This window comes from Pseudomonas sp. SJZ074, from assembly GCF_007828215.1.
Lineage (GTDB): Bacteria > Pseudomonadota > Gammaproteobacteria > Pseudomonadales > Pseudomonadaceae > Aquipseudomonas.
Genome location: NZ_VIUE01000020.1, coordinates 17,022 through 41,514 on the forward strand (window position 1 = coordinate 17,022; position 24,493 = coordinate 41,514).

The 24,493-nt window shown below is 61.5% G+C and carries 18 protein-coding genes; 12 read left to right on the forward strand and 6 right to left on the reverse strand.

Annotated features, from left to right (window positions below; all coding sequences use genetic code 11):
- Positions 1-99: 99 nt before the first annotated feature.
- Positions 100-987 (reverse strand): 3-keto-5-aminohexanoate cleavage protein, encoded by an 888-nt coding sequence (locus tag FBX99_RS19440; protein ID WP_144926399.1) that lies wholly within the window; start codon positions 985-987, stop codon positions 100-102.
- 72 nt (positions 988-1,059) lie between these two features.
- Positions 1,060-2,010: a choline ABC transporter substrate-binding protein gene (locus tag FBX99_RS19445; protein ID WP_144926402.1), complete on the reverse strand. Its 951-nt coding sequence runs from the start codon at positions 2,008-2,010 to the stop codon at positions 1,060-1,062.
- A gap of 185 nt (positions 2,011-2,195) precedes the next feature.
- On the opposite strand from FBX99_RS19445, the gene FBX99_RS19450 reads away from it, so the two are divergent.
- Positions 2,196-3,137: a GlxA family transcriptional regulator gene (locus FBX99_RS19450; RefSeq protein WP_047702367.1), complete on the forward strand. Its 942-nt coding sequence runs from the start codon at positions 2,196-2,198 to the stop codon at positions 3,135-3,137.
- Positions 3,138-3,169: 32 nt separating this feature from the next.
- Here FBX99_RS19450 and FBX99_RS19455 read toward each other — a convergent pair whose 3' ends face one another.
- From FBX99_RS19455 to FBX99_RS19465, 3 genes are all read right to left on the reverse strand, one after another.
- Positions 3,170-3,586 carry a DUF3010 family protein gene (locus tag FBX99_RS19455; RefSeq protein WP_144926406.1) on the reverse strand — a complete coding sequence of 139 codons (417 nt, stop codon included), beginning with the start codon at positions 3,584-3,586 and terminating at the stop codon, positions 3,170-3,172.
- Between the two features lie 75 nt (positions 3,587-3,661).
- Complete coding sequence (locus tag FBX99_RS19460) at positions 3,662-4,438, reverse strand: DUF4239 domain-containing protein (RefSeq protein ID WP_144926409.1); 777 nt, start codon at positions 4,436-4,438, stop codon at positions 3,662-3,664.
- Positions 4,439-4,538: 100 nt separating this feature from the next.
- Positions 4,539-4,940 (reverse strand): lysozyme inhibitor LprI family protein, encoded by a 402-nt coding sequence (locus tag FBX99_RS19465; RefSeq protein ID WP_144926565.1) that lies wholly within the window; start codon positions 4,938-4,940, stop codon positions 4,539-4,541.
- Positions 4,941-5,174: 234 nt separating this feature from the next.
- Here FBX99_RS19465 and FBX99_RS19470 point away from each other — a divergent pair, with 234 nt between their 5' ends.
- From FBX99_RS19470 to FBX99_RS19515, 10 genes are all read left to right on the forward strand, one after another.
- Positions 5,175-6,152 carry a dipeptidase gene (locus FBX99_RS19470; RefSeq protein WP_072342246.1) on the forward strand — a complete coding sequence of 326 codons (978 nt, stop codon included), beginning with the start codon at positions 5,175-5,177 and terminating at the stop codon, positions 6,150-6,152.
- 210 nt (positions 6,153-6,362) lie between these two features.
- Complete coding sequence (locus FBX99_RS19475) at positions 6,363-6,893, forward strand: DUF5943 domain-containing protein (RefSeq protein ID WP_024776567.1); 531 nt, start codon at positions 6,363-6,365, stop codon at positions 6,891-6,893.
- A 15-nt stretch (positions 6,894-6,908) separates the two neighbouring features.
- A complete protein-coding gene (gene dgcA / locus FBX99_RS19480; RefSeq protein ID WP_144926412.1) occupies positions 6,909-8,969 on the forward strand; it encodes a dimethylglycine demethylation protein DgcA in 2,061 nt (686 codons plus the stop codon).
- 170 nt (positions 8,970-9,139) lie between these two features.
- A complete protein-coding gene (gene dgcB, locus FBX99_RS19485) occupies positions 9,140-11,089 on the forward strand; it encodes a dimethylglycine demethylation protein DgcB (RefSeq protein WP_144926415.1) in 1,950 nt (649 codons plus the stop codon).
- A complete protein-coding gene (locus FBX99_RS19490; protein ID WP_144926418.1) occupies positions 11,089-12,309 on the forward strand; it encodes an electron transfer flavoprotein subunit alpha/FixB family protein in 1,221 nt (406 codons plus the stop codon). The genes dgcB and FBX99_RS19490 overlap by 1 nt, the downstream gene beginning before the upstream one ends.
- A 15-nt stretch (positions 12,310-12,324) precedes the next feature.
- Positions 12,325-13,095 (forward strand): electron transfer flavoprotein subunit beta, encoded by a 771-nt coding sequence (locus tag FBX99_RS19495; protein WP_047702359.1) that lies wholly within the window; start codon positions 12,325-12,327, stop codon positions 13,093-13,095.
- A 193-nt stretch (positions 13,096-13,288) separates the two neighbouring features.
- Entirely contained in the window at positions 13,289-13,855 is a 567-nt protein-coding gene (locus FBX99_RS19500; protein WP_144926421.1) for a GNAT family N-acetyltransferase, read from the forward strand.
- Between the two features lie 1,039 nt (positions 13,856-14,894).
- Positions 14,895-18,347: a GMC oxidoreductase gene (locus FBX99_RS19505; RefSeq protein ID WP_144926424.1), complete on the forward strand. Its 3,453-nt coding sequence runs from the start codon at positions 14,895-14,897 to the stop codon at positions 18,345-18,347.
- A gap of 139 nt (positions 18,348-18,486) precedes the next feature.
- Entirely contained in the window at positions 18,487-20,355 is a 1,869-nt protein-coding gene (locus FBX99_RS19510; protein WP_144926427.1) for a hypothetical protein, read from the forward strand.
- A gap of 27 nt (positions 20,356-20,382) precedes the next feature.
- A complete protein-coding gene (locus tag FBX99_RS19515; RefSeq protein ID WP_144926429.1) occupies positions 20,383-21,627 on the forward strand; it encodes a metallophosphoesterase in 1,245 nt (414 codons plus the stop codon).
- Positions 21,628-21,714: 87 nt separating this feature from the next.
- On the opposite strand, the gene gbcA is transcribed toward FBX99_RS19515, so the two are convergent.
- Positions 21,715-23,010, reverse strand: a complete 1,296-nt coding sequence (gbcA, locus tag FBX99_RS19520) for a glycine-betaine demethylase subunit GbcA (RefSeq protein WP_047702354.1) — start codon at positions 23,008-23,010, stop codon at positions 21,715-21,717.
- 283 nt (positions 23,011-23,293) lie between these two features.
- On the opposite strand from gbcA, the gene gbcB reads away from it, so the two are divergent.
- Positions 23,294-24,394: a glycine-betaine demethylase subunit GbcB gene (gbcB, locus tag FBX99_RS19530; RefSeq protein WP_144926432.1), complete on the forward strand. Its 1,101-nt coding sequence runs from the start codon at positions 23,294-23,296 to the stop codon at positions 24,392-24,394.
- The last annotated feature ends 99 nt before the right edge of the window (positions 24,395-24,493 follow it).

Here is a 24,493-nt window from a genome sequence, read left to right on the forward strand (position 1 = left end):
GTGAACGGAACACCGTCTTCGCGAGCAAGCCCGCTCCCACATTTGTTCTGTAGCGTACAAAAATCTGGGTTTTCAGTAGGTGTGATGTACAAGCTCGGTTCAGCTACGCTTGACTAACCCCATCTTCTTGCGGCCTTCGGCGGGCGTGAGCACGCGGGCACCGAGGCGGCTGAGAATCTCGCCAGCGCGCTCCACCAGTTGGCCGTTGGTGGCGAGCACGCCCTTGTCCAGCCACAGGTTGTCTTCCAGGCCGACCCGCACGTTGCCGCCGAGCAGCACCGCCTGGGCCGCCATCGGCATTTGCATGCGGCCGATGCCGAAGCCGGCCCACACCGCGTCTGCCGGCAGGTTGTCGACCATGGCCTTCATGGTGGTGGTGTCGGCCGGTGCGCCCCATGGGATGCCCAGGCAGAGCTGGAACAGTGGGTTGTCCAGCAGGCCTTCTTTGATCATCTGCTTGGCGAACCACAGATGGCCGGTGTCGAAGATTTCCAGCTCGGCTTTGACCCCCAGCTCGGTGATGCGCCTGGCCCCGGCCCGCAGCTGCGCCGGGGTCGAGACGTAAATGGTGTCACCGTCGCCGAAATTCAGGGTGCCGCAGTCCAGGGTGCAGATTTCCGGCAGCAGTTCTTCGACGTGGGCCAGGCGGGTCAGCGGGCCAACCAGGTCGGTGTTGGGACCGAACTCCATCGGCCGTTCGCCGGGCCCGATCTCCAGGTCGCCGCCCATGCCGGCGGTGAGGTTGACAATGATGTCCACGTCCGCCTCGCGGATGCGTTCCATCACTTCGCGATACAGCGCCACGTCGCGGCTGAACTTGCCGGTCTGCGGGTCGCGGACGTGGCAATGGACCACCGTGGCCCCGGCCTTGGCGGCTTCCACGGCGGCTTCGGCGATCTGTTTCGGCGTGACCGGTACGTGAGGGCTCTTGGCGGTGGTGTCGCCAGCACCGGTGAGTGCGCAGGTGATGATGACGTCGTGGTTCATGGTGCGGTTTCCTTCAGGCGTAGTGAGTCACTGCGCAGCCAGTCGGGTGCTGCGCAGAGGGATAACGTTCGATCAGTTACTGGTCAGTTTCAGGTTGTCGGCGGCCGGCTTGCCGTCGAAGGTGGTCACGCCTTCGAGCCAGCGCTGCTTGTCCTGGGGGTGGTCCTTGAGCCATTGCCGGGCCGATTCGAGCGGGTCCTTGTGATCCAGCAGTGGCTGCATCATCTTGCTCTCGTCCTTGGCACTGAAGGTCAGGTTGCTCAGTAGCCGGCTGACGTTCGGGCATTGTTCGGCGTAGTTCGGTGCGGTGACGGTCCATACGGTGGCCATGCCTTCATTCGGGCCGAGGGCGTCTTGGCTGCCGGTGAGGTAGGTCATCTGTACGTTAACGTTCATCGGGTGCGGCGCCCAACCGAAGAACACCACGGCTTCCTTGCGCCGCACGGCACGGTCCACGGCGGCGAGCATGCCGGCCTCGCTGGACTCCACCAGTTGGAACTTGCCCAGGCCGAACTGGTTCTTGGCGATCATTGCCTTGATCTGAGTATTGGCGCCGGAGCCGGGTTCGATGCCATAGATCTTGCCGCCCAGTTCCTTCTCGAACTTGGCGATGTCGGCGAAGGTCTTCAGGCCCTTGTCGGCCAGGTAAGTCGGCACCGCCAGGGTGGCGCGGGCGTCCTTCAGGCTGGGTTGCTCCAGTACCTTCACCTGCTTGGCCTCGACGAACGGCGTGATGGTCTGGGTCATCAGCGGGTTCCAGTAGCCCAGGAACAGGTCCAGGCGCTGGTCGCGGATGCCGGCGAAGATGATTTGCTGGGAGGCGCTGGTTTGCTTGGTCTGGTAGCCGAGACCGTCGAGCATCACCTGGGTCAGGGCGCTGGTGGCGATGACGTCGGTCCAGTTGACCACGCCCAGGCGCACGTTCTGGCACGCTGCCGGTTCGGCGGCCAGGGTGGCGGAGCTCATGCCCAGGAAGGTGGTACCGCTGAGTGCAAGAACGCAGGAGCTGATCAGTCGTTTCATGTCGGGTTCCTCGGCAGCTTATTGTTATGGGTTCCGGCGTCTGCGCGCCGGTGATGCCAAGTTACGCAGCCGGCCCTTTCGCAAAACGCACTGCGGCGACCCGCACTTGCACTGCGGCGACCTCTTGAACGGCCCCGGCAAGTGGCGTATCAAGATCTCCACGCTGCCCGTCGACCGAGTGCGCCATGTCCCAGGACTTCTATTTCTTGCTGATGCCGGGTTTTTCGGCCATCGGCTTCATTTCGGCCATCGAGCCGTTGCGGGTAGCCAATCGCTTTCGCGGTGAACTGTACCGCTGGCATGTGTTGAGTGCCGATGGCGGTGCGGTCCTGGCCAGCAACGGCATGTCGGTCAACGCCGATGCTGCGCTGGAGCCGTTGAAGAAAGGCGCGACGTTGTGGGTGGTGGCGGGGTTCGAACCGCTGAAATTCGCCACGCCGGCGTTGGAGCGCTGGTTGCATCGACTGGACAAGGAGGGCGTGACCCTCGGCGGCATCGATACGGGCAGTGTGGTTCTGGCCGACGCGGGGTTGCTGGAAGGGCACCGGGTCACCCTTCACTGGGAGGCCATCGAGGCGTTCAAGGAGTCTTATCCACAGCTCAGCGTGACCCAGGAGCTTTTCGAAATCGATCGTCGCCGCATCACCTGTGCCGGGGGCACTGCTTCCATCGATCTCATGCTGGACCTGATCGGCCAGGCCCATGGCGCGGACCTGGCGATTCAGGTCAGCGAACAATTCGTGCTCGGCCGCATCCGCCCGCGCAAGGATCACCAGCGCATGGAGATTGCCAGCCGCTACGGCATCCGCAACAAAAAGCTGGTGCATGTCATTGGTGAGATGGAAACCCACAGCGAACCGCCCCTGAGCACCCTTGAGCTGGCCGAATCCATCGGTGTCACCCGGCGCCAGCTCGAGCGGCTGTTCCGCCTGCACCTGAACGACACGCCCAGCAACTTCTACCTGCGCCTGCGTCTGGAAAAGGCCCGGCAACTGCTGCGCCAGACCGACATGAGCGTGCTGGAAGTGAGCATAGCCTGCGGATTCGAGTCACCGTCGTACTTCACCCGCAGTTATCGGGCGAGGTTCGAGCGGTGTCCTCGGGAGGATCGGCGCAAGGTGGTCTGATGGCCGAACAAAGGGCCTGTGGGAGCGAGGCATTATTGTTTCATCAACGCCGCACACGCCGCCTTGTACGCCTCATGCTGATACTTGTTCAGCGTCGCCGGCAAAGCGAAGTCATGTTTCTTGCTCTGTGCATTGATGGTCTGTGGCGAAAGCAGGGTCACTTCGCAGCCTTCCAGCAACTGGAAAATCCCTTCGATCTTGAACGTTGTGGGGCCGCCGGCGAATTCGCCCTTCTTGCTGCGTTTCTTGATGGCGATGCGTTCGATGCCGTTCTCCAGCACAAACGCCCGTACTTGAGCAGCGAACGCTTTGACGTTGGCGGCCTCGTCATCCTCGTCCAGGGTGATTTTCTTGGTATTGAGCGCGACGTGGCTCAAGGCCTGTTGATCCAGTGAAGCGACGGCGATGATTGCTTCGCTGCCTTTGATTTCAATGCCGCAGATAATCATTCGAACCTTCGGGATTTGGATATGAGGCTCAAGTCTATCCACATCGAAGCCAGGAGACGTGGTGATTTTGTTGCCTCAGTCCATGGTCTTGCGCAGGTCCAGCATGATTTTGTCGAAGTAGTCGACCCGGATGACGCCGAAGCGGGGGTACTCGAAGTCCAGGATCACATACAACACGCAGACCATGACCGCCGCGTAGCCCAGGCTGTGCAGCCAGTGACGCTGCGCCGTACCGGCCATGCCGTAGCCGATCAGCACGGCACTGACCAGGGTCATGGTCACCAGCATCAGGTAGATGATCAGTGGTGGGTGGGTTTCGTGGGCCACGGCGCGGGTGGTGGTGATGTCGATCATTTCATTCTGCGCCTGCAGCGCACTGACCCCCAGGGTCGGCGTGGGCATCTGCTGCAGGGCGGCGACCGTGCGTTTCCAGATGGTTCGCTGCAACTCATTGGCCCGGTCATGGGCGGTTTCGTCGATCTCGTCCTCGCGCAAGTCGCGGTAGTAGTCGATCCGGGCGTCGACATAATCCCTGAAAACCTGGCGCACCGCCGGTTGCTCGCTGGCCGGCAGCAGGTCCAGACGCAGCCAGGCGGTGCCCATGGCGTTGGTTTCGGCAACGATCAAGGCTCGCCGCTGATCCAGGCGCGAGGCCGCACCGGAGAAGGTAAAGGCAATCAACAGTGCCAACAGGCCGAACACCGCGCCCTCAATAGCCCCGATGCCCTGGCGGGCGCCCTCGGGATCCAGGGTCAGATGGCGATTGCCGATCCGGCGACCGGCCTCGATGCCCAGCACGATGGCGATGAAAATGGCCAGGCCGTAGAGGGGCAGGACGGTGAGCGCATGCATTCGAGAATCCCCGCAAGGCGAAGCGTGGGCTCATCCTAGGATTCTCGTTGTGATCCGCCTACTGTCAGAGTTGACAGTAGGCGGGAGTGACGCCTCTGGGTCACTCCTGTCCGATTGACTCCAAAAACTCCGACCGATCATCGCTCACCTGGGCCATGCAGTCGTTTTCAGCGATCTTGTACGCTTCGCTGCCCGGTTTGGCCGGAAAGGCGGCGATGGCGCAGTCGGCGTCGCGCTGCTTCTGCCACAGTTGCTGGGCGGCCTTGATCTTGGCGGTGATGTCGTTGAGCTGGGCCTTGTCGCTGCCGTAACGGGTCTGCAGGCGTTCGTTGAGGCTTTGCAGGTTTTCGCTCAGCAGCTGTTCGGCGGCCGTCTTGCCGTAGGCGGAGCAGGCGAGGGTCTGGACGTCGTTTTCGACGGCGTCGCAGGGGTTCTGTTCGGTGTCTTCGGTCGCGTGGGCGACGGTGCTGATCAATGCCAAAGCCAGGAAGATTGATTTCATTGCGTTGCCGCTCAAGTCCAGTGAAAACCAGTGATGCAGCGGATTCTGGCGCAAGCGCCGGGCAAAGAACAGACGGCGAGGGTGGGCCTCGCGCAGCCCTTTGTCGCGGATTGACGCTTTCGGCAATTCCCCTGTCGTTTTTGCACCGGGTCGCCACGGCCCTCAGGCATATGCTGGCCCCAAAGCGCCGGCAGACGATTCGGCGCATGAAATCCGATAAAAGGGGACTGCCTGATGAGCCCAGCCGAATTGCACGCCGACAGCATCGTTATCGACGGGCTGATCATTGCCAAATGGAACCGCGAACTGTTCGAAGACATGCGCAAGGGCGGCCTGACCGCAGCCAACTGCACCGTGTCGGTATGGGAAGGCTTCCAGGCCACCATCAACAACATCGCAGCCAGCCAGAAACTGATCCGTGAAAACAGCGACCTGGTGATCCCGGTGAAAACCACCGCCGACATCCGCCTCGCCAAGGAGCAGGGCAAGACCGGCATCATCTTCGGCTTCCAGAACGCCCACGCCTTCGAAGACCAGCTCGGCTATGTCGAGATCTTCAAGCAGCTCGGTGTCGGTGTGGTGCAGATGTGCTACAACACCCAGAACCTGGTGGGCACCGGCTGCTACGAGCGCGACGGCGGCCTGTCGGGCTTCGGTCGTGAAATCGTCGCCGAGATGAACCGTGTCGGCATCATGTGCGACCTGTCCCACGTCGGTTCCAAGACCTCCGAAGAGGTCATCCTCGAGTCGAAGAAGCCGGTCTGCTATTCCCACTGCCTGCCGTCCGGCCTGAAAGAGCACCCGCGCAACAAGTCCGATGAAGAACTGAAATTCATCGCTGATCATGGCGGTTTCGTCGGCGTGACCATGTTCGCGCCGTTTTTGGCCAAGGGCATCGATTCGACCATCGACGATTACGCCGAAGCCATCGAATACACCATGAACATCGTTGGCGAGGACGCCATTGGTATCGGTACCGACTTCACCCAGGGCCACGATCAGGCGTTCTTCGAAATGCTGACCCACGACAAGGGCTACGCCCGTCGTCTGACCAACTTCGGCAAGATCATCAACCCCCTGGGCATCCGCACCGTGGGCGAGTTCCCGAACCTCACCGAGACGCTGCTCAAGCGCGGTCACTCCGAGCGGGTGGTACGCAAGATCATGGGTGAGAACTGGGTGAACGTTCTGAAGGACGTCTGGGGCGAGTGAATACCTCTGGAGCCTACTGCGCTCGCCGATAGCTGCGTCAGGTCCTCGCGCCAAGCTCGCCGTACATGCGTACTGTCTCGCTTGTCGCTCCGGTCCTTCCTTGCTCTCGACGTGCTCGCTACGGCTCCAAAGGCATTCACACAGCTTTTTATAAGAGCAGAAGCAAACGCTTCGCTCAGTAACGATTACGAATTCTGGAGTCAAGTTTTCATGGCCAAAATCGCCCCTCAACTGCCTATCGAAGTCGACAGCGAAACCGGTGTCTGGACCTCCGACGCCCTGCCGATGCTCTACGTGCCGCGTCACTTCTTCGTCAACAACCACATGGGTATCGAAGAAGTGCTGGGCGCCGACGCCTACGCCGAGATCCTCTACAAGGCCGGCTACAAATCCGCCTGGCACTGGTGTGAAAAAGAAGCCGAATGCCACGGCCTGGAAGGCGTCGCGGTGTTCGAACACTACATGAAGCGCCTGTCGCAACGTGGTTGGGGCCTGTTCAAGATCCAGGACATCGACCTCGACAAAGGCACCTGCAGCGTCAAGCTCGAACACTCGGCGTTCGTCTACGTGTACGGCAAGGTCGGACGCAAGGTCGACTACATGTTCACCGGCTGGTTCGCCGGTGCTATGGACCAGATCCTCGCTGCCCGCGGCAGTTCGATCCGTACCGTGGCCGAGCAGGTCTACGGTGGTTCCGAAGAAGGCCACGACGACGGCCTGTTCATCGTCAAGCCGTTGTAAGTCGAGGATTGCGCCATGGCTTTTGAAGCAATGTTCCAGCCGATCCAGATCGGCAAACTGACCATCCGCAACCGCGTGCTCAGCACCGCTCACGCCGAGGTCTATGCCACTGACGGCGGTATGACCACCGAGCGGTACGTGAAGTATTACGAAGAGAAGGCCAAGGGCGGCATCGGTCTGGCGATCTGCGGCGGCTCGTCGGTGGTCGCCATCGACAGCCCGCAGGAATGGTGGAGCTCGGTGAACCTGTCCACCGACCGCATTATCCCGCACTTCCAGAACCTGGCCGACGCCATGCACAAGCATGGCGCCAAGATCATGATCCAGATTACCCACATGGGCCGTCGCTCGCGCTGGGACGGCTTCAACTGGCCGACCCTGATGTCGCCGTCGGGCGTGCGTGAGCCGGTGCACCGTGCCACGTGCAAGACCATCGAGCCGGAAGAAATCTGGCGGGTGATCGGCAACTATGCCCAGGCCGCGCGCCGGGCCAAGGCCGGTGGCCTGGACGGCGTCGAGCTGTCCGCCGTGCACCAGCACATGATCGACCAGTTCTGGAGCCCGCGGGTCAACAAACGTACCGACGAATGGGGCGGCAGCTTCGAAGGCCGGATGAAGTTCGGCCTGGAAGTGCTCAAGGCCGTGCGTGCCGAAGTGGGCGACGATTTCTGCGTGGGCATGCGCATCTGCGGTGACGAGTTCCACCCGGACGGCCTGTCCCATGAAGACATGAAGCAGATCGCCAAGTACTACGACGACACTGGCATGCTGGATTTCATCGGTGTGGTAGGTTCGGGTTGCGACACCCATAACACCCTGGCCAACGTCATCCCGAACATGAGTTATCCACCGGAGCCATTCCTGCACCTGGCCGCCGGCATCAAGGAAGTGGTCAAGGTACCGGTGCTGCACGCGCAGAACATCAAGGACCCGAACCAGGCCACGCGGATCCTGGAGGGCGGTTACGTCGACATGGTCGGCATGACCCGCGCCCACATCGCCGACCCGCACCTGATCGCCAAGATCAAGATGGGCCAGGTCGACCAGATCAAGCAATGCGTCGGCGCCAACTACTGCATTGACCGTCAATACCAGGGCCTGGACGTACTGTGCATCCAGAACGCCGCAACCTCCCGTGAATACATGGGCGTGCCGCACATCATCGAGAAGTCCACCGGGCCGAAACGCAAGGTGGTGGTGGTCGGTGCCGGCCCGGCGGGGATGGAAGCCGCTCGCGTGGCGGCCGAACGTGGGCACGACGTGACCCTGTTCGAGAAGAAGGAATTCATCGGTGGACAGATCACCACCGCTTCGAAAGCCCCGCAGCGGGACCAGATCGCCGGTATCACCCGTTGGTTCCAACTGGAGCTGGCGCGACTGAAAGTCGACCTGCGCCTGGGCGTGGCGGCCGACGCGGCAACCATCATGGACCTGCGTCCGGATGTGGTAGTGCTGGCGGTGGGCGGTCATCCGAACCTGGAGCAGAACGAACACTGGGGCGCCGCCGAAGGGCTGGTGGTCAGCAGTTGGGACGTGCTGGACGGCAAGGTCGCTCCGGGCAAAAACGTGTTGGTCTACGACACCATTTGCGAGTTCACCGGCATGTCGGTGGCCGACTTCCTCGCCGACAAGGGCAGCCAGGTCGAGATCGTCACCGACGACATCAAGCCGGGTGTGGCCATTGGCGGGACGTCGTTCCCAACCTACTACCGCAGCATGTACCCGAAAGAAGTGATCATGACCGGAGACATGATGCTGGAGAAGGTCTACCGCGAAGGCGACAAGCTGGTGGCGGTGCTGGAGAACGAATACACCGGTGCCAAGGAAGAACGCGTGGTGGATCAGGTGGTGGTGGAGAACGGCGTGCGTCCGGATGAGGAAATCTACTACGCCCTCAAGGAAGGTTCGCGCAACAAGGGCCAGATCGATGTCGAAGCCCTGTTCGCGATCAAGCCTCAACCATGCTTGGAGCAGAGCGGCGATGGCTATCTGCTGTTCCGCATTGGTGACTGTGTAGCGCAGCGTAATACCCACGCCGCGATCTACGACGCCCTGCGGCTGTGCAAGGATTTCTAACGGCTTGTGGATAACCCTGTGGGAGCGGGCTTGCTCGCGAAAGCGGTGGATCAGTCGACATCAATGTTGAATGTGAGTCCGCCTTCGCGAGCAAGCCCGCTCCCACAGGAATCGAGCAAGACATCCAGGTTTCTGTGCCTGCAAGACCTGAGGTCTTTGGGAGCTTCACCATGCTGAACACCCTTCTTCCAATCCTGCTGTTCGCCGCCCTGGGCCTCGCGGCCCTTGGCGCCTTGCGGCGGGTGAACATGTGGCGTCGAGGGCGACCGTCCAAGGTCAACCTGATCGGCGGCCTTTTAGCCATGCCCAAGCGCTACATGGTGGATTTGCACCACGTGGTGGCGCGGGACAAATACATTGCCAACACCCACGTTGCCACGGCCGGTGGTGCGGTGGCGTCGCTCGTGCTGGCGATCCTGGTGCACGGTTTCGGCCTGCATAACCGCATCCTTGGTTATGCACTGCTGTTGATGTCGGCGGTGATGTTCGTCGGTGCGATCTTTGTCTACCTGCGTCGGCGCAATCCGCCGGCGCGCCTGTCGAAAGGCCCGTGGATGCGCCTGCCGAAAAGCCTGTTGGCGTTCTCGGCTTCGTTCTTCCTGGTGACCTTACCGGTGGCCGGTATTCTCCCGGAGAACTTCGGTGGCTGGTTGTTGGCGGCGATCCTCGGCGTCGGCGTGTTGTGGGGCGTGTCGGAACTGTTGTTCGGCATGACTTGGGGTGGGCCGATGAAGCACGCCTTCGCCGGTGCCCTGCACCTGGCCTGGCACCGCCGTGCCGAGCGTTTTGGCGGCGGTCGTTCTACTGGCCTGAAACCGCTGGACCTGAACGATCCAACCGCGCCGTTGGGCGTGGAAAAACCCAAGGACTTCACCTGGAACCAGTTGCTCGGCTTCGACGCTTGCGTGCAGTGCGGCAAGTGTGAAGCTGCCTGCCCGGCGTTCGCCGCCGGCCAGCCGCTGAACCCGAAGAAACTCATCCAGGACATGGTCGTCGGCCTGGCCGGTGGCACCGATGCGAAGTTCGCCGGCAGCCCGTATCCGGGCAAACCGGTGGGTGAGCACGGCGGCAACCCGCACCAGCCGATCGTCAATGGCCTGGTGGACGCTGAGACGCTGTGGTCCTGCACCACCTGCCGTGCCTGCGTCGAGGAATGCCCGATGATGATCGAGCACGTCGACGCCATCGTCGATATGCGTCGGCACCTGACCCTGGAAAAAGGCGCTACGCCGAACAAGGGCGCCGAGGTGCTGGAAAATCTCATCGCCACCGATAACCCTGGCGGCTTCGCACCGGGCGGCCGGATGAACTGGGCGGCGGACCTCAACCTGAATCTGCTCAGCGAGAAGAAATCCACCGACGTGCTGTTCTGGGTCGGCGACGGTGCCTTCGACATGCGCAACCAGCGCACCTTGCGCGCCTTCGTCAAAGTGCTGAAGGCGGCGAATATCGATTTCGCCGTGCTCGGTCTCGAAGAACGCGACAGCGGCGACGTGGCCCGGCGCCTCGGCGACGAAGCGACGTTCCAACTGTTGGCCAAGCGCAATATCCAGACCCTGGGCAAATACAGCTTCAACCGCATCGTGACCTGCGATCCCCACAGTTTCCACGTGCTGAAAAACGAATACGGCGCTTTCGATGGCAACTACCTGGTGCAGCACCACAGCACCTACCTGGCGGAGATCATTGACGCCGGTGCGCTGAACCTCGGCCAGCACAAGGGTGACAGTGTGACCTATCACGACCCGTGCTACCTGGGCCGCTACAACGGCGAATACGAGGCACCGCGCCAGGTGCTGCGTGCGCTGGGCATCGAGGTCAAGGAAATGCAGCGTTCCGGCTTCCGTTCGCGTTGCTGCGGTGGTGGCGGCGGTGCGCCGATCACCGACATTCCGGGCAAGCAGCGGATCCCTGACATGCGCATGGAAGACATCCGCGAAACCGGCGCCGAGTTGGTGGCCGTGGGTTGTCCACAGTGCACCGCCATGCTTGAAGGCGTGGTCGAGCCACGGCCGGTGATCAAGGACATCGCCGAGCTGGTGGCTGACGCCCTGCTCGAAGATGCAGCGCCGAGCAAGCCTGCGGCCTCGGTCAAACGTGAACCTGCGGAGGTGCATTAATGAGCGACATCATCCGCCGCGACCCTCGCGCCGAGTGGATCGCCCGCAACCGCCTGCACCCGCTGCACGCGGCCATGCAACCGGTCCAGCACAGCTGGATGGGCCCCAACGGCATCGTTCGCAAGAACGTCCATGGCGTCGGCTTCATCGGCCCCAACGGTATCAAACGTATCGACCGCAGCGGTGCCCAACAGGGTGGCACCGCCAAGCGCAGTGCCGCGACTGAAGTGCAACTGCCGTTGCATCAAGTGCCGCAACCGGCGTTCCACATCTGTGTGGTACCGGACATGGTGGGCGGACGCCTCAGCAGCCACGACCGCGATCTGCTCGGCCTGGCCCATCAGCTGGCCGGTACGGACGGTGCCGTGCTGGCAGTGGTCTTCGGCGAGCACAAGGAAAGCGCGTTCGCCACGGCCGGCGTCGATCGCCTGTTGGTGCTGGACGGCGAGGAGTTCAGCGGTTATGCACCGGAACAACGGGTGCAAGGCCTGCGCGCTGTGGATAACCAGTTCAACCCACGTCATTGGTTGCTGCCTGACAGTCGCAGCGGTGGCGCCGAGCTGGGCCGGCGCTTTGCTGCGGCCCTGGGCGAACGCCCGGCTACCCGCGTCTGGCAAGTCAAGGGCGAGGAGTGCATCGGTCGCGCCGGCGCGGGCTTGCAGGACTTGGCCCGGCCTCTGGCCCGGTTGATCCTGGCCGCCGCCGAATGTGCCGAACCGGTCAGCGAAACCCGACACGAGGCGTTGCCGGTGGAGTTATCCACAGGCGTGGCCCGCAGCCTGTCGCGCATCGAGGATTTGGGTGCGGTGGCGGTGGACCCGGGTGCGATCCCGATGGCCGAAGCCGAATTCATTTTCTCCGGCGGTAACGGGGTCAAGGACTGGGCGCTGTTCCATCAGACCGCTGCGGCCCTGGGCGCCACCGAAGGCGCTTCGCGGGTGGCGGTGGACGATGGGTTCATGGCCCGGGACCGTCAGGTCGGCGCCAGTGGTACCTGGGTCACCGCACGGGTCTATGTGGCCGTTGGGATTTCCGGAGCGATCCAGCATCTGCAAGGCATCGGTGCCTGCGACAAGGTGGTGGCGATCAACCTCGATCCGGGTTGCGACATGATCAAGCGGGCGGATCTGTCGGTGATCGGTGACAGCGCGGCGATTCTCCAGGCGCTGATCGCGGCCGTAGAGGCTTACCGCAACGAAGCCAAACGCGATGCGGCTTAAGTTAAGGATTCAACCATGACGATTCAAGTGATCAGCCTCGTCTCCATCGGTGCCCACCCTACCTCCGGTCGGCCAAGGCGTGCCGATCAGGACGCCCGGGCTGTGGAGTTGGGCTTGCAACTGGCCGGAAGCGACCTGCAAGTACTGCATGCCGGCGACGTGGCCGAACCGGCCCTGCGCGCTTACTTGGGCATGGGCCTGGACGAGCTTCGCGTGCTGGAAAACCCGGCGGGGGCCGACGCGCTACCGGCCCTGACCGATTACCTGCGCGACGCGGGGCCCCAGGTGGTGCTCACCGGTAGTCAGGCTGAGACCGGCGAAGGCTCGGGAATGCTGCCGTTTCTGCTGGCGGAGAATCTGGGATGGCCGTTGGTGGTGGGGTTGGCCCAGGTGGAATCCATCGACAACGGCGTGGCTCTGGTGTTGCAGGCGTTGCCTCGTGGCCAACGGCGACGGCTGAAGGTGCGCCTGCCATTTCTCGCCACTGTGGATAACGCGGCGCCAAAGCCTCGCCAAAGTGCCTACGGTCCGGCCCGACGTGGCGCCTTGCATGCCGAAGAAGTCGAAGTGATCGACGACGAGTTGCTCGCGGCGGCAACGCTGCAGCCGGCCAAGCCACGCCCCAAGCGCCTGAAAGTGATCAAGGCCAAGAGTGGTGCCGATCGCATGAAAGCCGCCACGGCCAAGGCCAGCGGCGGAGGCGGGCAAGTACTCAAGGGCGTCAGCCCGGAGGCCGGTGCCGAAGCGATTCTCAAGTTGTTGGTGGAGGAAGGGGTGGTTCGCTAGTCCGCTGTAACCACTGCAAATCCCTGTGGGAGCGGGCTTGCTCGCGAAGACGGCACGTCAGCAACATTTTCGTCATTGACACACCGTCTTCGCGAGCAAGCCCAAACAAGGGAGTCCGGTTTACCCACAATTCCTGTGTGCGCCTCTGTGGATAAGTCATAAAGGCGTCTGATAGCTACTGGAATCTCCTTTCATGAATATTGAATTTCGCCCGGCTTTACCCGCGGATACGCCCGATATTGCTCGCTTGTTCCAGATTTCCTCCGAAGGTGCTTCGGATTATATCTGGAGCCAGTTGGCGGAGCCTGGGCAGGACCTCGTGGAGGTGGGCGCAGCTCGTTACGCACGTGAGGATGTCGATTTTTCCTACCAGAACTGTGTCATCGCAGAGGCTGAGGGGCGAGTCATCGGAATGATGCATTGCTACGTGATGCGTCATGATCCGCTGGCGACTCCTGTCACCGATCCGGTGCTGGCGCCTTACGCCGATATGGAAATTCCCGATACGCTCTATATATCAAGCCTGGCCTTGCATGAAGGTTGGCGCAACAAGGGCCTGGGCGTGCGCTTTCTCGAGCTGGCACAACAGCGGGCCGATCGATTGAAGCTCAAGGGGTTGAGCCTGATCGACTACGCAGCGAACACTGGCGCCCGGCGCTTCTATGAGCGCCACGGCTTTGAAATCGTTAAAACCTGTCAGATTTTTCCGCATCCGATGATTCGGGTGACGGGAGAAGCGTATCTCATGCATCGGCCCTGACCGCTGAAGGAAAAAATCCTCGAGAGCGAGCGGGTTCTTCCCCAGGATCAGTGCTTACCCACAATTGCTGTATACCCACTTGTGGATAACCTGTTCGCTCCTTGCCATACCCCTTGCCAATCAAGCACTCCAGGCTTGCGATCAAAAATTGAGCAGCTCAACCCACGGTTTTTATTGGCTTTTTCCCGCCACTGCAGACAGGTGTGATGCCCATTTTGCCCCCAATAGTTGTTGGCGCTTTTGTGGATAAGATGTTCGCCGTCCTCTACAAGCCGCGCGGGACGGGCCTTTCACTGAGTTGATCATAAAATGATCAATTCGTCTCTCCGAGAGGAAAACTCCCCATAAAACCTTGGATTAAGGCTCGTGGAAGTGTTTTTCCACAGATTCGTCAAATTTACCCCCAAACGCTGTTGGCGCTTCTGTGGATAAGGTGTTCGCTCACCTCTGCAGGCCATGCAGATCAAGCTCTCACGACTTTTGGTTAAAAAATATCCAATATGGCGGAAGAACCCTTCACTGTGCATAAAACCCGGTTTTTGCTCAGTTTTTTCCTGGGCTCATCTATCTCGGACCGCATTTGTCCCCATTAGCTGTGGGTGGCCATGTGGATAACTTGTTCGCGAAAGGCTGCGGCGCCCGGCGGGCATAGTCTTAAACGCTATAGGTCAAATTTCATACAGTTCTAAGGAACTGCCTTGACGCAAACCTGTCGCGTGTCTTCACTCCAAACCACAAGGACATCAGCGTTTTTATCCACATCTGGTTCAGGGAGAACAGGATGGATAGCCGACACCCTCACTCGTACCTCCCCCCCTCGGTGAATTGCATCCCGACGCCGCCCATGTTGTTGCCCAGGCGCATTCGCCGTCGCGCCGCCAATCAGCGTGCACGCCAATAGCGTTTCACCCACGGCTCGTTTCACCTGCCATACCGTTGACTGCCGCAGGTCCCTCTACGGGACTGTGGCCAGGCGCTTGGACGCCTTCGATTTACAGGCAACCGCAGAGTTGCCCTTTCTGCCTGAGAGGACTTGGACATGACACGGATCTCGACCCCCATCAGTGATATCAAGGAACACTATGACGTGATCGTCATCGGCTCCGGTTACGGCGGCGGTATCGCCGCTTCACGGCTATCCCGGGCCGGGCGCAAGGTGTGCCTGCTGGAGCGGGGCCGTGAGATTCAACCCGGCGAATACCCCAACACCCTGCTGGCGGCCACCGAGGAGTTGCAGGTGCATGACCCTGACGGCCACATCGGCTCGCGCACCGGCATGTTCGACCTGCACGTCAATGCCCAGCAGAACGTGGTGGTGGGTTGCGGCCTGGGCGGCACTTCGCTGATCAATGCCAACGTCTCCCTGGAACCGGAGCCTGGCGTGTTCGAAGACCCACGCTGGCCGTTGGAGGTGCGCGAACACCGTGACACGCTGCTCAAGGACGGTTACGCGCGGGCCAGGGAGATGCTCAAGCCCAATGCCTACCCGTCTTCGGAGCCGAAGCTGCCCAAGCTCGAAGCCCACCGCAAGTCGGCCGACTACCTCAAGCAAACGGCGCATTTCTATCGGCCACCCATCAACGTCACGTTCGACAAGCTGCCCAACAACCTCAACCACGTCGGCGTCGAACAGTTGCCATGCAACGGCTGCGGCGACTGCGTCTCCGGTTGTAACAACAAGGCCAAGAACACCACGCTGATGAATTACCTGCCGGATGCCTGGAACCACGGCGCGGAAATTTTCTGCCAGGCTGAGGTGCGGCACCTGGAGCGCGACGGCGATGGTTGGATCGTGCACTTCCAGTACCTGGATAGCGGTCGCGAATTGTTCTCGGCACCGACCCTGTTCGTGCGGGCCGACATCGTGGTGGTGTCCGCCGGTACCCTGGGTTCTACCGAGATCATGTTGCGCTCCAGGGACAAGGGGCTGTCGATGTCCAATCAGCTGGGCGAGAACATGAGCGGCAACGGTGACATCCTCGGGTTCGGCCACAACTGCGACCAGACCATCAACGGTATCGGTTTCGGCGCCCATTCGGCCAAGGAGCTGGAGCCGGTGGGGCCGTGCATCACCTCGATCATCGACATGCGCACCGAGGGCGACTGGCGCAGCCGCATGGTCATCGAGGAAGGTTCGATCCCCGGCGCCCTCGGCCGGCCGATGGTGCCGAGCATGGCGGCATTCGCCGAGATGATTGGCGTGCCCACCGATAAAGGTTTCGGTGCCAGCCTGAAATACAAGGGGCGGGAAGCCGAAAGCTTCCTGCGCGGCCCGTATTACGGCGCGTTGCACAACATGCAGACCTACCTGATCATGAGCCACGACAACGGCAAGGGCCGCATGGTGCTCGACAGCAAGGACCAGTTGCGCATTGACTGGCCCGGTGTTGGTGAGCAGGAAAACGTCACCCTCGGCAATGAGCGTCTGCATCAGAGCACCAAGGCCCTGGGCGGGATCTGGGTCGAGAATCCGATCTGGACCAAGCTGCTCAAGCACAGCATCGTCTCGGTTCATCCCCTGGGCGGTTGCGTGATGGGCGAGGACGCGACGCAAGGCGTAGTCAACCACAAGGGCCAGGTGTTCAGTGGCACCAGCGGCACGGATGTCTACCCCGGCCTGTATGTGGCCGACGGTGCGGTGATTCCGACGTCCCTGGCGGTCAATCCGCTGCTGACCATTTCGGCGGTGAGCGAGCGCAACATGGGCCTGCTGGCGGCCGATCGCGGCTGGATGATCGATTACACATTGCCCTCAGCCCCGCAAAAGTCGGTGGCGCCGCCAACCCTCGGCGTGCAGTTCACCGAAACCATGAAGGGCTATTTCTCCACCGCCTTCACCCAGGCCCAGGGCACCGATCTCACGCTTTACGAAGCGGCGGCGAAACGCGGAAAAACCGACAACTCGACCATCGAGTTCACCCTGACCATCACCGCCGATGACCTCAATCGCATGATCAAGGAGCCGGAGCACGCCGCGACGTTGGTGGGTACCCTGGATGCGCCCCTGCTCTCGCCGCAGCCGCTGGTTGCCAGCAATGGCGTATTCAACCTGTTCGAGCAATATCAGGAGCAGGTGGGCGTTCGGCACATGAACTACGACATGAAGCTGACCGCCGAGGACGGCAGCGACTATTACTTCAGCGCCTTCAAGACCGTGCCCGAGGACAACGGCGTGCTGAATGTCTGGCATGACACCAGCACCCTCTATGTCACCCTCTATCGCGGGCCGGACAAGACCGGCGCGGTACTCGGCTCGGGTGTGATGCACATCCTGCCGGCGGATTTTGCCAAGCAGATGACCACCATGAAGGTGCTCAACGCCCGTAACGAGCGCGAACGGGTCGAGGCCCTGGCACGGTTCGGCAAGTTCTTTGCCGGCATCCTGTGGGAGAGTTACGGCGGGGTGTTCGCCGGGGATATCTACTTCAACCCGGATGCGCCGCCGAGGATCAAGCGGCCGCTGGACGCACCGGCACCGACCGTGCATTTCTTCGAAACCGAAGACAGCGTCCAGTTGCGCCTGACCCGCTATCAGGCGGGCAGCAAAGGTCCGGTGATGCTGGTTCACGGCCTGGGCGTGGGCTCGAACATCTTTTCCACCGATACCATTCACACCAACCTGCTGGAGTACCTGTGCAAGCATGAGTACGACGTCTGGCTGCTGGACCTGCGGGTGAGCATCCTGCTGCCCGCCAGCAAGCATGAGTGGAACGGCGACCAGGTGGCCCAGTACGACTTCAAGGCAGCCATCGAACAGATCCAGCAGGCGACCCTCGCCCGCGACGTGCAATGCGTGGTGCATTGCTACGGTGCGACGACCTTCTTCATGTCCATGCTGGCGGGCCTGCAAGGCGTGCGCTCAGTGGTCTGTTCGCAGATCGCCGCCGATACGGTGGTTGCCACGGCCACCGGCCTGAAGGCCGGCCTGCACCTGCCGGGCATGCTCGACGCCATCGGCATCAAGTCCCTGACCGCCTACGCCGACACCAAGGAGAACTGGTTCAACAAGCTCTACGACAAAGCGCTGAACGGCTATGCCCGGATCGAGGCCCAGGGCTATTGCACCAACCCGGTCTGCCATCGCATCACCTTCATGTATGCGTCGCTGTACCGCCACGACACCCTCAACGAAACCCTGCACGACAACCTGCATGAACTGTTCGGCGAGTCGAACATGCACACCTTCGAGCACCTGGCGCTGATCGTGCGCAAGGGGCACCTGGTGGACTTCAAGGGCAATGACGTCTACATGCCGCATTTCGATCGGTTGAAGTTGCCGATCTGCTTCATCAGCGGCGCCGACAACCAGTGCTACCTGCCGCAAAGCACCCTCAAGACCTATGAACGGCTGTGCGACATGCATGGCCCGCAACTGTTCAGCCGCCACGAGGTGCCAGGCTACGGCCATATCGACTGCATCTTCGGCAAGGATGCGGTGGTGGATGTGTATCCGATCATCCTTGAGCACCTGGAGAAAACGGCCCTCGGCTGACATCAGATCGAGTCGACTTCTTCGCGAGCAAGCCCGCTCCCACAGGGGCACGCGATCTCCTGTGGGAGCGGGCTTGCTCGCGAAGACGGACTGAAAAGCACCGCATTTCAGGAACAGGCCCCAAGGAAAAAGGATGCCCATGAACACTTACATCCGCTGGTACCAACGCATCATCTGGGTCGGAATTGTCATGAACATGTTCTTCGCGATTCCGGCGTTGTTCGCGCCGGCGTTGCTGACGTCCATGCTCGGGCTGCCGCCTGTGCTGTCCGATCCCTGGCTGGAAAACACTGGCATGTTGCTGGTGGGCATCAGCCTGTTCTACATGCCCTCGGGGTTCAATGCGCCGCGTTTCGTGGTGAATTCGTGGTTGTGCGTGCTCTCGCGACTGGTGGCGGTGGTGTTCTGGATCTACCTGATCAACACCAACAACCAAGGTCCGTTGTTCGTGCCGATGCTGATGGGCGACCTGAGCATGTTCCTGATCCTGGGCGTGCTGCTGTACCTGGGCAGCCCGGTTGCCAATCGCCCCCTGGCCTTGATCTGTGCCGGTTGCCGGGAGTGGCGTGATGGCTGGATACGGCATTGGCACAGTCCCCGCTTCAGGACCGGTGCGCTGGTGGTGGTGCTGGTGCTGGGCTTCATCGGTTACCAGACCTGGTACCAGATGATCCGCGAGGTACCGCAACCGGACTTCGCATCCGACGAAGACCATTACAAATACGCCGCCATCGGCCTCGGCATCGAGGCGCGGATTCCTTACTACCTGTTCGCCGTGCTGCCGCAGATGTGCCCGGAAAAGATGCCCAAGCCTGGCGGTTACGAAGTGTTCGGCTTCCTCTACGAGAACGGTAGGGACCTGCCCATCGGCATGGCCAAGCGGCAACTGGGTTACCCCACCGTGGAGCCGAACTGCGCCCTGTGTCACACCGGCTCCTACCGGGCCAGCGCCACTGATGTCGCGGTTCCGGTCGCGAGCGCGCCGGCCAATACCTTGCAACTGCAAGCCTTCCAGTGGTTCGCCTACGATTGCGCCAGCGACCCGAAATTCACCCCCGATGCGATCATGGCCGCGATCAACGGCAAGTTCCAGCTGGGCTTTTTCGAGAAGCTGTACAACCGCTACCTGATCATCCCGATGGCCAAGAGCGCGCTGCTCAAGCAGAAGCAGGCCTACGCTTGGCAGAAACTGCGTCCGGCCCAGGGGCCCGGGCGGACCGACACCTTCAACCCGACCAAAATGGTGGTGTTCGGCTTCCCGGATGACTCCACCATCGGCACCGTGGACCTGCCGCAGGTCTGGAACCAGAAACCCCGCGAGTCGATGTACCTGCACTGGGACGGCAATAACAACAATATCCACGAGCGCAACTACGCAGCCGCCATGGCTGTGGGGGCGACGCCGGAATCGGTGCTGCCGCCCAGCTTCAACCGGGTGACCAACTGGTTACTGGGGCACAAGGCGCCGGCCTGGCCGTTCGCCCTGGACCAGGCGAAGGTGGCCCAGGGCAAACCGATCTGGGAGAAGAACTGTGCCGGTTGCCACGACTTCGGTCGCACCGACACGGGCCAGGTCACCACCAACATCGACCAGTTGGGCACCGATCCCCATCGCCTGGATTCCTTCACCATCGGGTTGGTGACGGCGTTCCATGGCTTCAAGAAACCGCCGTTCGACTTCAGCGCGTACCGCAAGACCCAGAGCTACAGCAATACCCCCACCGACGGCGTCTGGTTGCGTGCGCCGTACCTGCACAACGGTTCGGTCCCGACCCTCTGGGACCTGCTGCTGCCGCCGGAACAGCGTCCGCAGGTGTTCTACACCGGCTCCGATATCTACGACCCGCAGAAGGTCGGCTTTGTCACCAGTGGTGCGCAGATGAAGGCGTCGGCGGATTTCAAATACGACACCCGCCTGGAAGGCAACCACAACGGCGGTCACCTGTATGGCACGCAACTGTCGGACACCGACAAGCGAGCCCTGATCGAATTCATGAAGACCCTGTAGCCCAGGGCACGGCGAAGGAGCATCCACATGTCATTACTGCACCATTGGGAACATGAGATCGACAAGGTCAAGGTCCGCCTGCATGGGTTGGTCACGCGGCTGGAGATGTCCTGGAAAAAACTCGTCAATGACCTGGAACCCGAGGAGTTCGAGGCCATCGTCAAGCTGTTGCAACGCGGTCACGACCAGGCCCGGCACGTGATCGAGCATGGCGACCTGCCGGACGACGAACCGGCGGTGCCGTGGGAACTGGCCCACGGCCTGTCGATTCTGAAGATCGGCAACGCCAAGCCCTTGCCGCAAAGCGAGGACGAGTTGCCGACCCGGGTACTCAAGGACGGCACGTTGCTGGGCTGTCGCAAATGGGAGCTGTTGGATCTGTTGTGGAGCGAGGCGCTGCTCAAGTGGATCGAGAACCTGCGCCACCACGCGACGTTCGGCACCACGCCGGCACTGGTGAAAATGGACAGCGACGTGGTGCTGGCCATCGCTGGCGACTGGGGCACCGGACCGTTCGACAGCCACGCCCCGGCGGTGGCGGTGGCCAATCAGATGCAACTGGCCCAGGCTGATTTCACCATTCACCTGGGGGATGTCTACTACGCCGGTTCACATTCCCAGGAGGATGTTGACATGGTCGGCTGGCCCCAGGGCAAACATGGCTCGTTCACCCTCAATTCCAACCACGAGATGTACAGCGGTGCCCATGGCTATTTCAAGGAGCTGGCCAAGCGCTTTCCGGGACAGCAGGGCACCAGTTACTTCGCCTTGTACAACGACGACTGGCTGGTGGTCGGCCTCGACAGCGCCTACGCCTCGGACGCCATGAACCTGTACATGGACGGCACGCTCAACAGCCAGCAGATCGACTGGATGAAAAGCCTGCCCAAGCGCAAGAAGCTGATGGTGCTCAGTCACCACCAGGGGTTCGATATTTCCGGGCACAACAAGACCGCGCTATACCAACCGGTGTGCGATGCACTGGGCCGTGAGCCGGATTACTGGTACTGGGGTCACCTGCACAACGGTATCTGCTACGCCACCCAGGGCGGATTGCACGCACGTTGCGCCGGGCATGGGGCGATTCCCTATGGCACCACCAGCGAACTGAACGGGCATGCGCGGGTATTGTGGTCGGAAACGGAACTGGCCGGGGATGAGGTGTATCCGGAGCGAGTATTGAATGGGTATGTGAAGGTGCGGCTGGTGGGGGAGAACATCGAAGAGACGTTCTATGGCGAGGATGGGTCGGTGCGGTGGTCTTCGAAGTGATCGGTGCTGCTTAAGCCGCTTTCGCGAGCAAGCCCGCTCCCACATCAGTCCGGTGTGGGAGCGGGCTTGCTCGCGAAGCTTTTGCTTTTAGGCCTGGACCTTGATGCCCTTGAGGTACGGCGCAGGCTCGGCGCCCAGGTTGTTCAGCATGCGGCCGCTGTACCAGTCCACGAAGTTGACCACGCCAAACTCATAGGTCTTGGAGTATGGGCCCGGCTGGTAGGCCGTGGAGTTGATGCCGCGCTGGTTTTCCTCGGCCAGGCGACGGTCCTGGTCGTTGGTGGCGTCCCAGACTTCGCGCATGCGCGCCACGTCGTAGTCCACGCCTTCGACCGCGTCTTTGTGCACGATCCACTTGGTGGTAACCATGGTTTCCTGGGCGCTGATCGGCCACACGGTGAACACGATGATGTGGTCGCCCATGCAGTGGTTCCAAGAGTGCGGCAGGTGCAGGATACGCATCGAGCCCAGGTCCGGGTTCTTGATGCGGCCCATCAGTTTGGCGCAGCCCTGCTTGCCGTCCATGGTCATCGACACGGTGCCCTTGAGCAGCGGCATGCGCACGATGCGGTTACGCAGGCCGAAGCTGGCGTGGGCGTAAGGGATCTTCTCGGCTTCCCAGGCGGCGGCGGAAGCGGCCACGTGGTCCTTGAACGCCTGGTCGGCGCGCGGATCGGTGACGTCGTCCCATTCCAGCAGGGTCTTGAGCAATTCCGGGTGCGAGCCGCCGCAGTGGTAGCACTCGCGGTTGTTTTCCAACACCAGTTTCCAGTTGGCCTTTTCCATCAAGGTGGTTTGCACCGCCACCTTGGTGTTTTCCATGTCGTAGGGCTCCATGTAATGGGCCAGGGTCGACAGGAAATCATCGATGGCCGGCGGATTCTCTGCCAGGCTGATGAAGATGTAGCCGCCGGCGGTTTTCACGTTCACCGGCTTGAGGCCGTACTGCTTCATGTCGAAGTCGGCGCCCATTTCGGTGCCGGCGAACAGCAGGCGACCGTCCAGCTCGTAGGTCCATTGGTGGTAATGGCAGACCAGCTTGGCGACCTTGCCCTTGTCGCTGGTGCACAGGCGCGAGCCACGGTGACGGCAGACGTTGTGGAAAGCGTGGACCACACCATCAGCGCCGCGGATCACGATGATCGGATTCTTGCCTACTTGCAGGGTCAGGTAGTTGCCCTTGGCCGGGATCTCGCAGGTCATGCCGGCGATCAGCCATTCCTTCTGGAAGATCTCCTGCATGTCGATGTCGAACAGGCGCTCGTCGCTATAGAATGGCTGCGGCAGCGAATAGGTGCGCTCGCGCTCCTGCAGCATCTGCACGGTGGCCTTGCGTGCGGGTTCCAGTGGATCGCCCAGGCTCAGGGTTGTGGTCACGTCCATCGTTTTATCCTCATGGCCATCTGTGTGGCCGGCGAAATATGGCTAATCGGTTGTGCTACGCAAGGCAGAAAACGTTGTTTGTCTGTTGGGGCGAGTGTGGGGCCGCGCCGGGCTGGAACCTTATCCATGGGCGACATGGCCCAATCTGTTCCCGACGCGCCAGAGCCGGTAGTTAGGGGCTGGTCGCGATAAGTATGTGAATGTCGCGAATAGGTAAATGGCTGTTTCGGCGCCTGAGCACAATCACAACCATGAAGGCCGACAGTCGGCCGTGGAGATCAGCATGTCCAATAATTTCCTGAACCCGGTCACCACCCAGACCTGGGCCAATGGCCGACATATCGTGCGTTGCGTCAAAGTCATCCAGGAAACCTGGGATGTGCGCACATTCTGTTTCATGGCCGACCAGCCGATCATGTTCTTTTTCAAGCCCGGGCAGTTCGTCACCCTGGAGCTGGAAATCGAAGGCCAGCAGGTCATGCGCTCCTATACCATTTCCAGCTCGCCGTCGGTGCCCTACAGTTTTTCGGTGACCATCAAGCGCGTGCCGGGGGGCAAGGTTTCCAATTGGCTGCACGACACCCTGCACGAAGGCCAGGAACTGGCCGTGCACGGGCCGGTGGGGTTGTTCAATGCCATCGACTTCTCTGCCCCGAAGGTGCTTTACCTCAGCGGCGGTGTCGGCATCACCCCGGTCATGTCCATGGCGCGCTGGTACTACGACACCAACGGCAACGTCGACATGGTGTTCATTCACAGCGCCCGTTCGCCCAAGGACATCATCTATCACCGCGAGCTGGAACACATGGCGTCGCGGATCGACAACTTCAGCCTGCACCTGATCTGTGAAAAGCATGGCCTGGGCGAACCCTGGGCCGGCTATCGCGGCTACCTGAACCACAAGATGCTGGAGCTGATGGCGCCAGACTTCATGGAGCGCGAAGTGTTCTGCTGCGGCCCGACGCCGTACATGAACGCGGTCAAGCGCCTGCTGGAAGCCGCCGGCTTCGACATGAAGCGTTATCACGAGGAATCCTTCGGCGCCACGCCGCCGGAAGCCCGCGCCGACGCGGTTGAACAGGCCGAGCAAGCCGCCGATGCCCCCGAGGTCGATGCTGCGGACCTGCACCTGGTGGAATTCACCTCCTCCGGCAAGAGTATCCGCGTGGCTCCGGGAGAGACTGTACACGCCGCCGCCGCCAAGCTCGGCATGATGATCCCCAAGGCCTGCGGCATGGGCATCTGCGGCACCTGCAAGGTGTTGAAGCTGGGTGGGGAAGTGGAGATGGACCATAACGGCGGGATCACCGAGGACGACGAGGCCGAAGGCTATATCCTGTCGTGCTGCAGTGTGCCGAAAGGGGATGTGCGGATCGAGTTCTGAGTCGATCGCATGGGGCGCTGAAACCGGAACGCGGAGCGTCCCGAGATGCATTCCCACGCAGAGCGTGGGGAACGAGGTGGCAGGTATTGTGCTGATCGT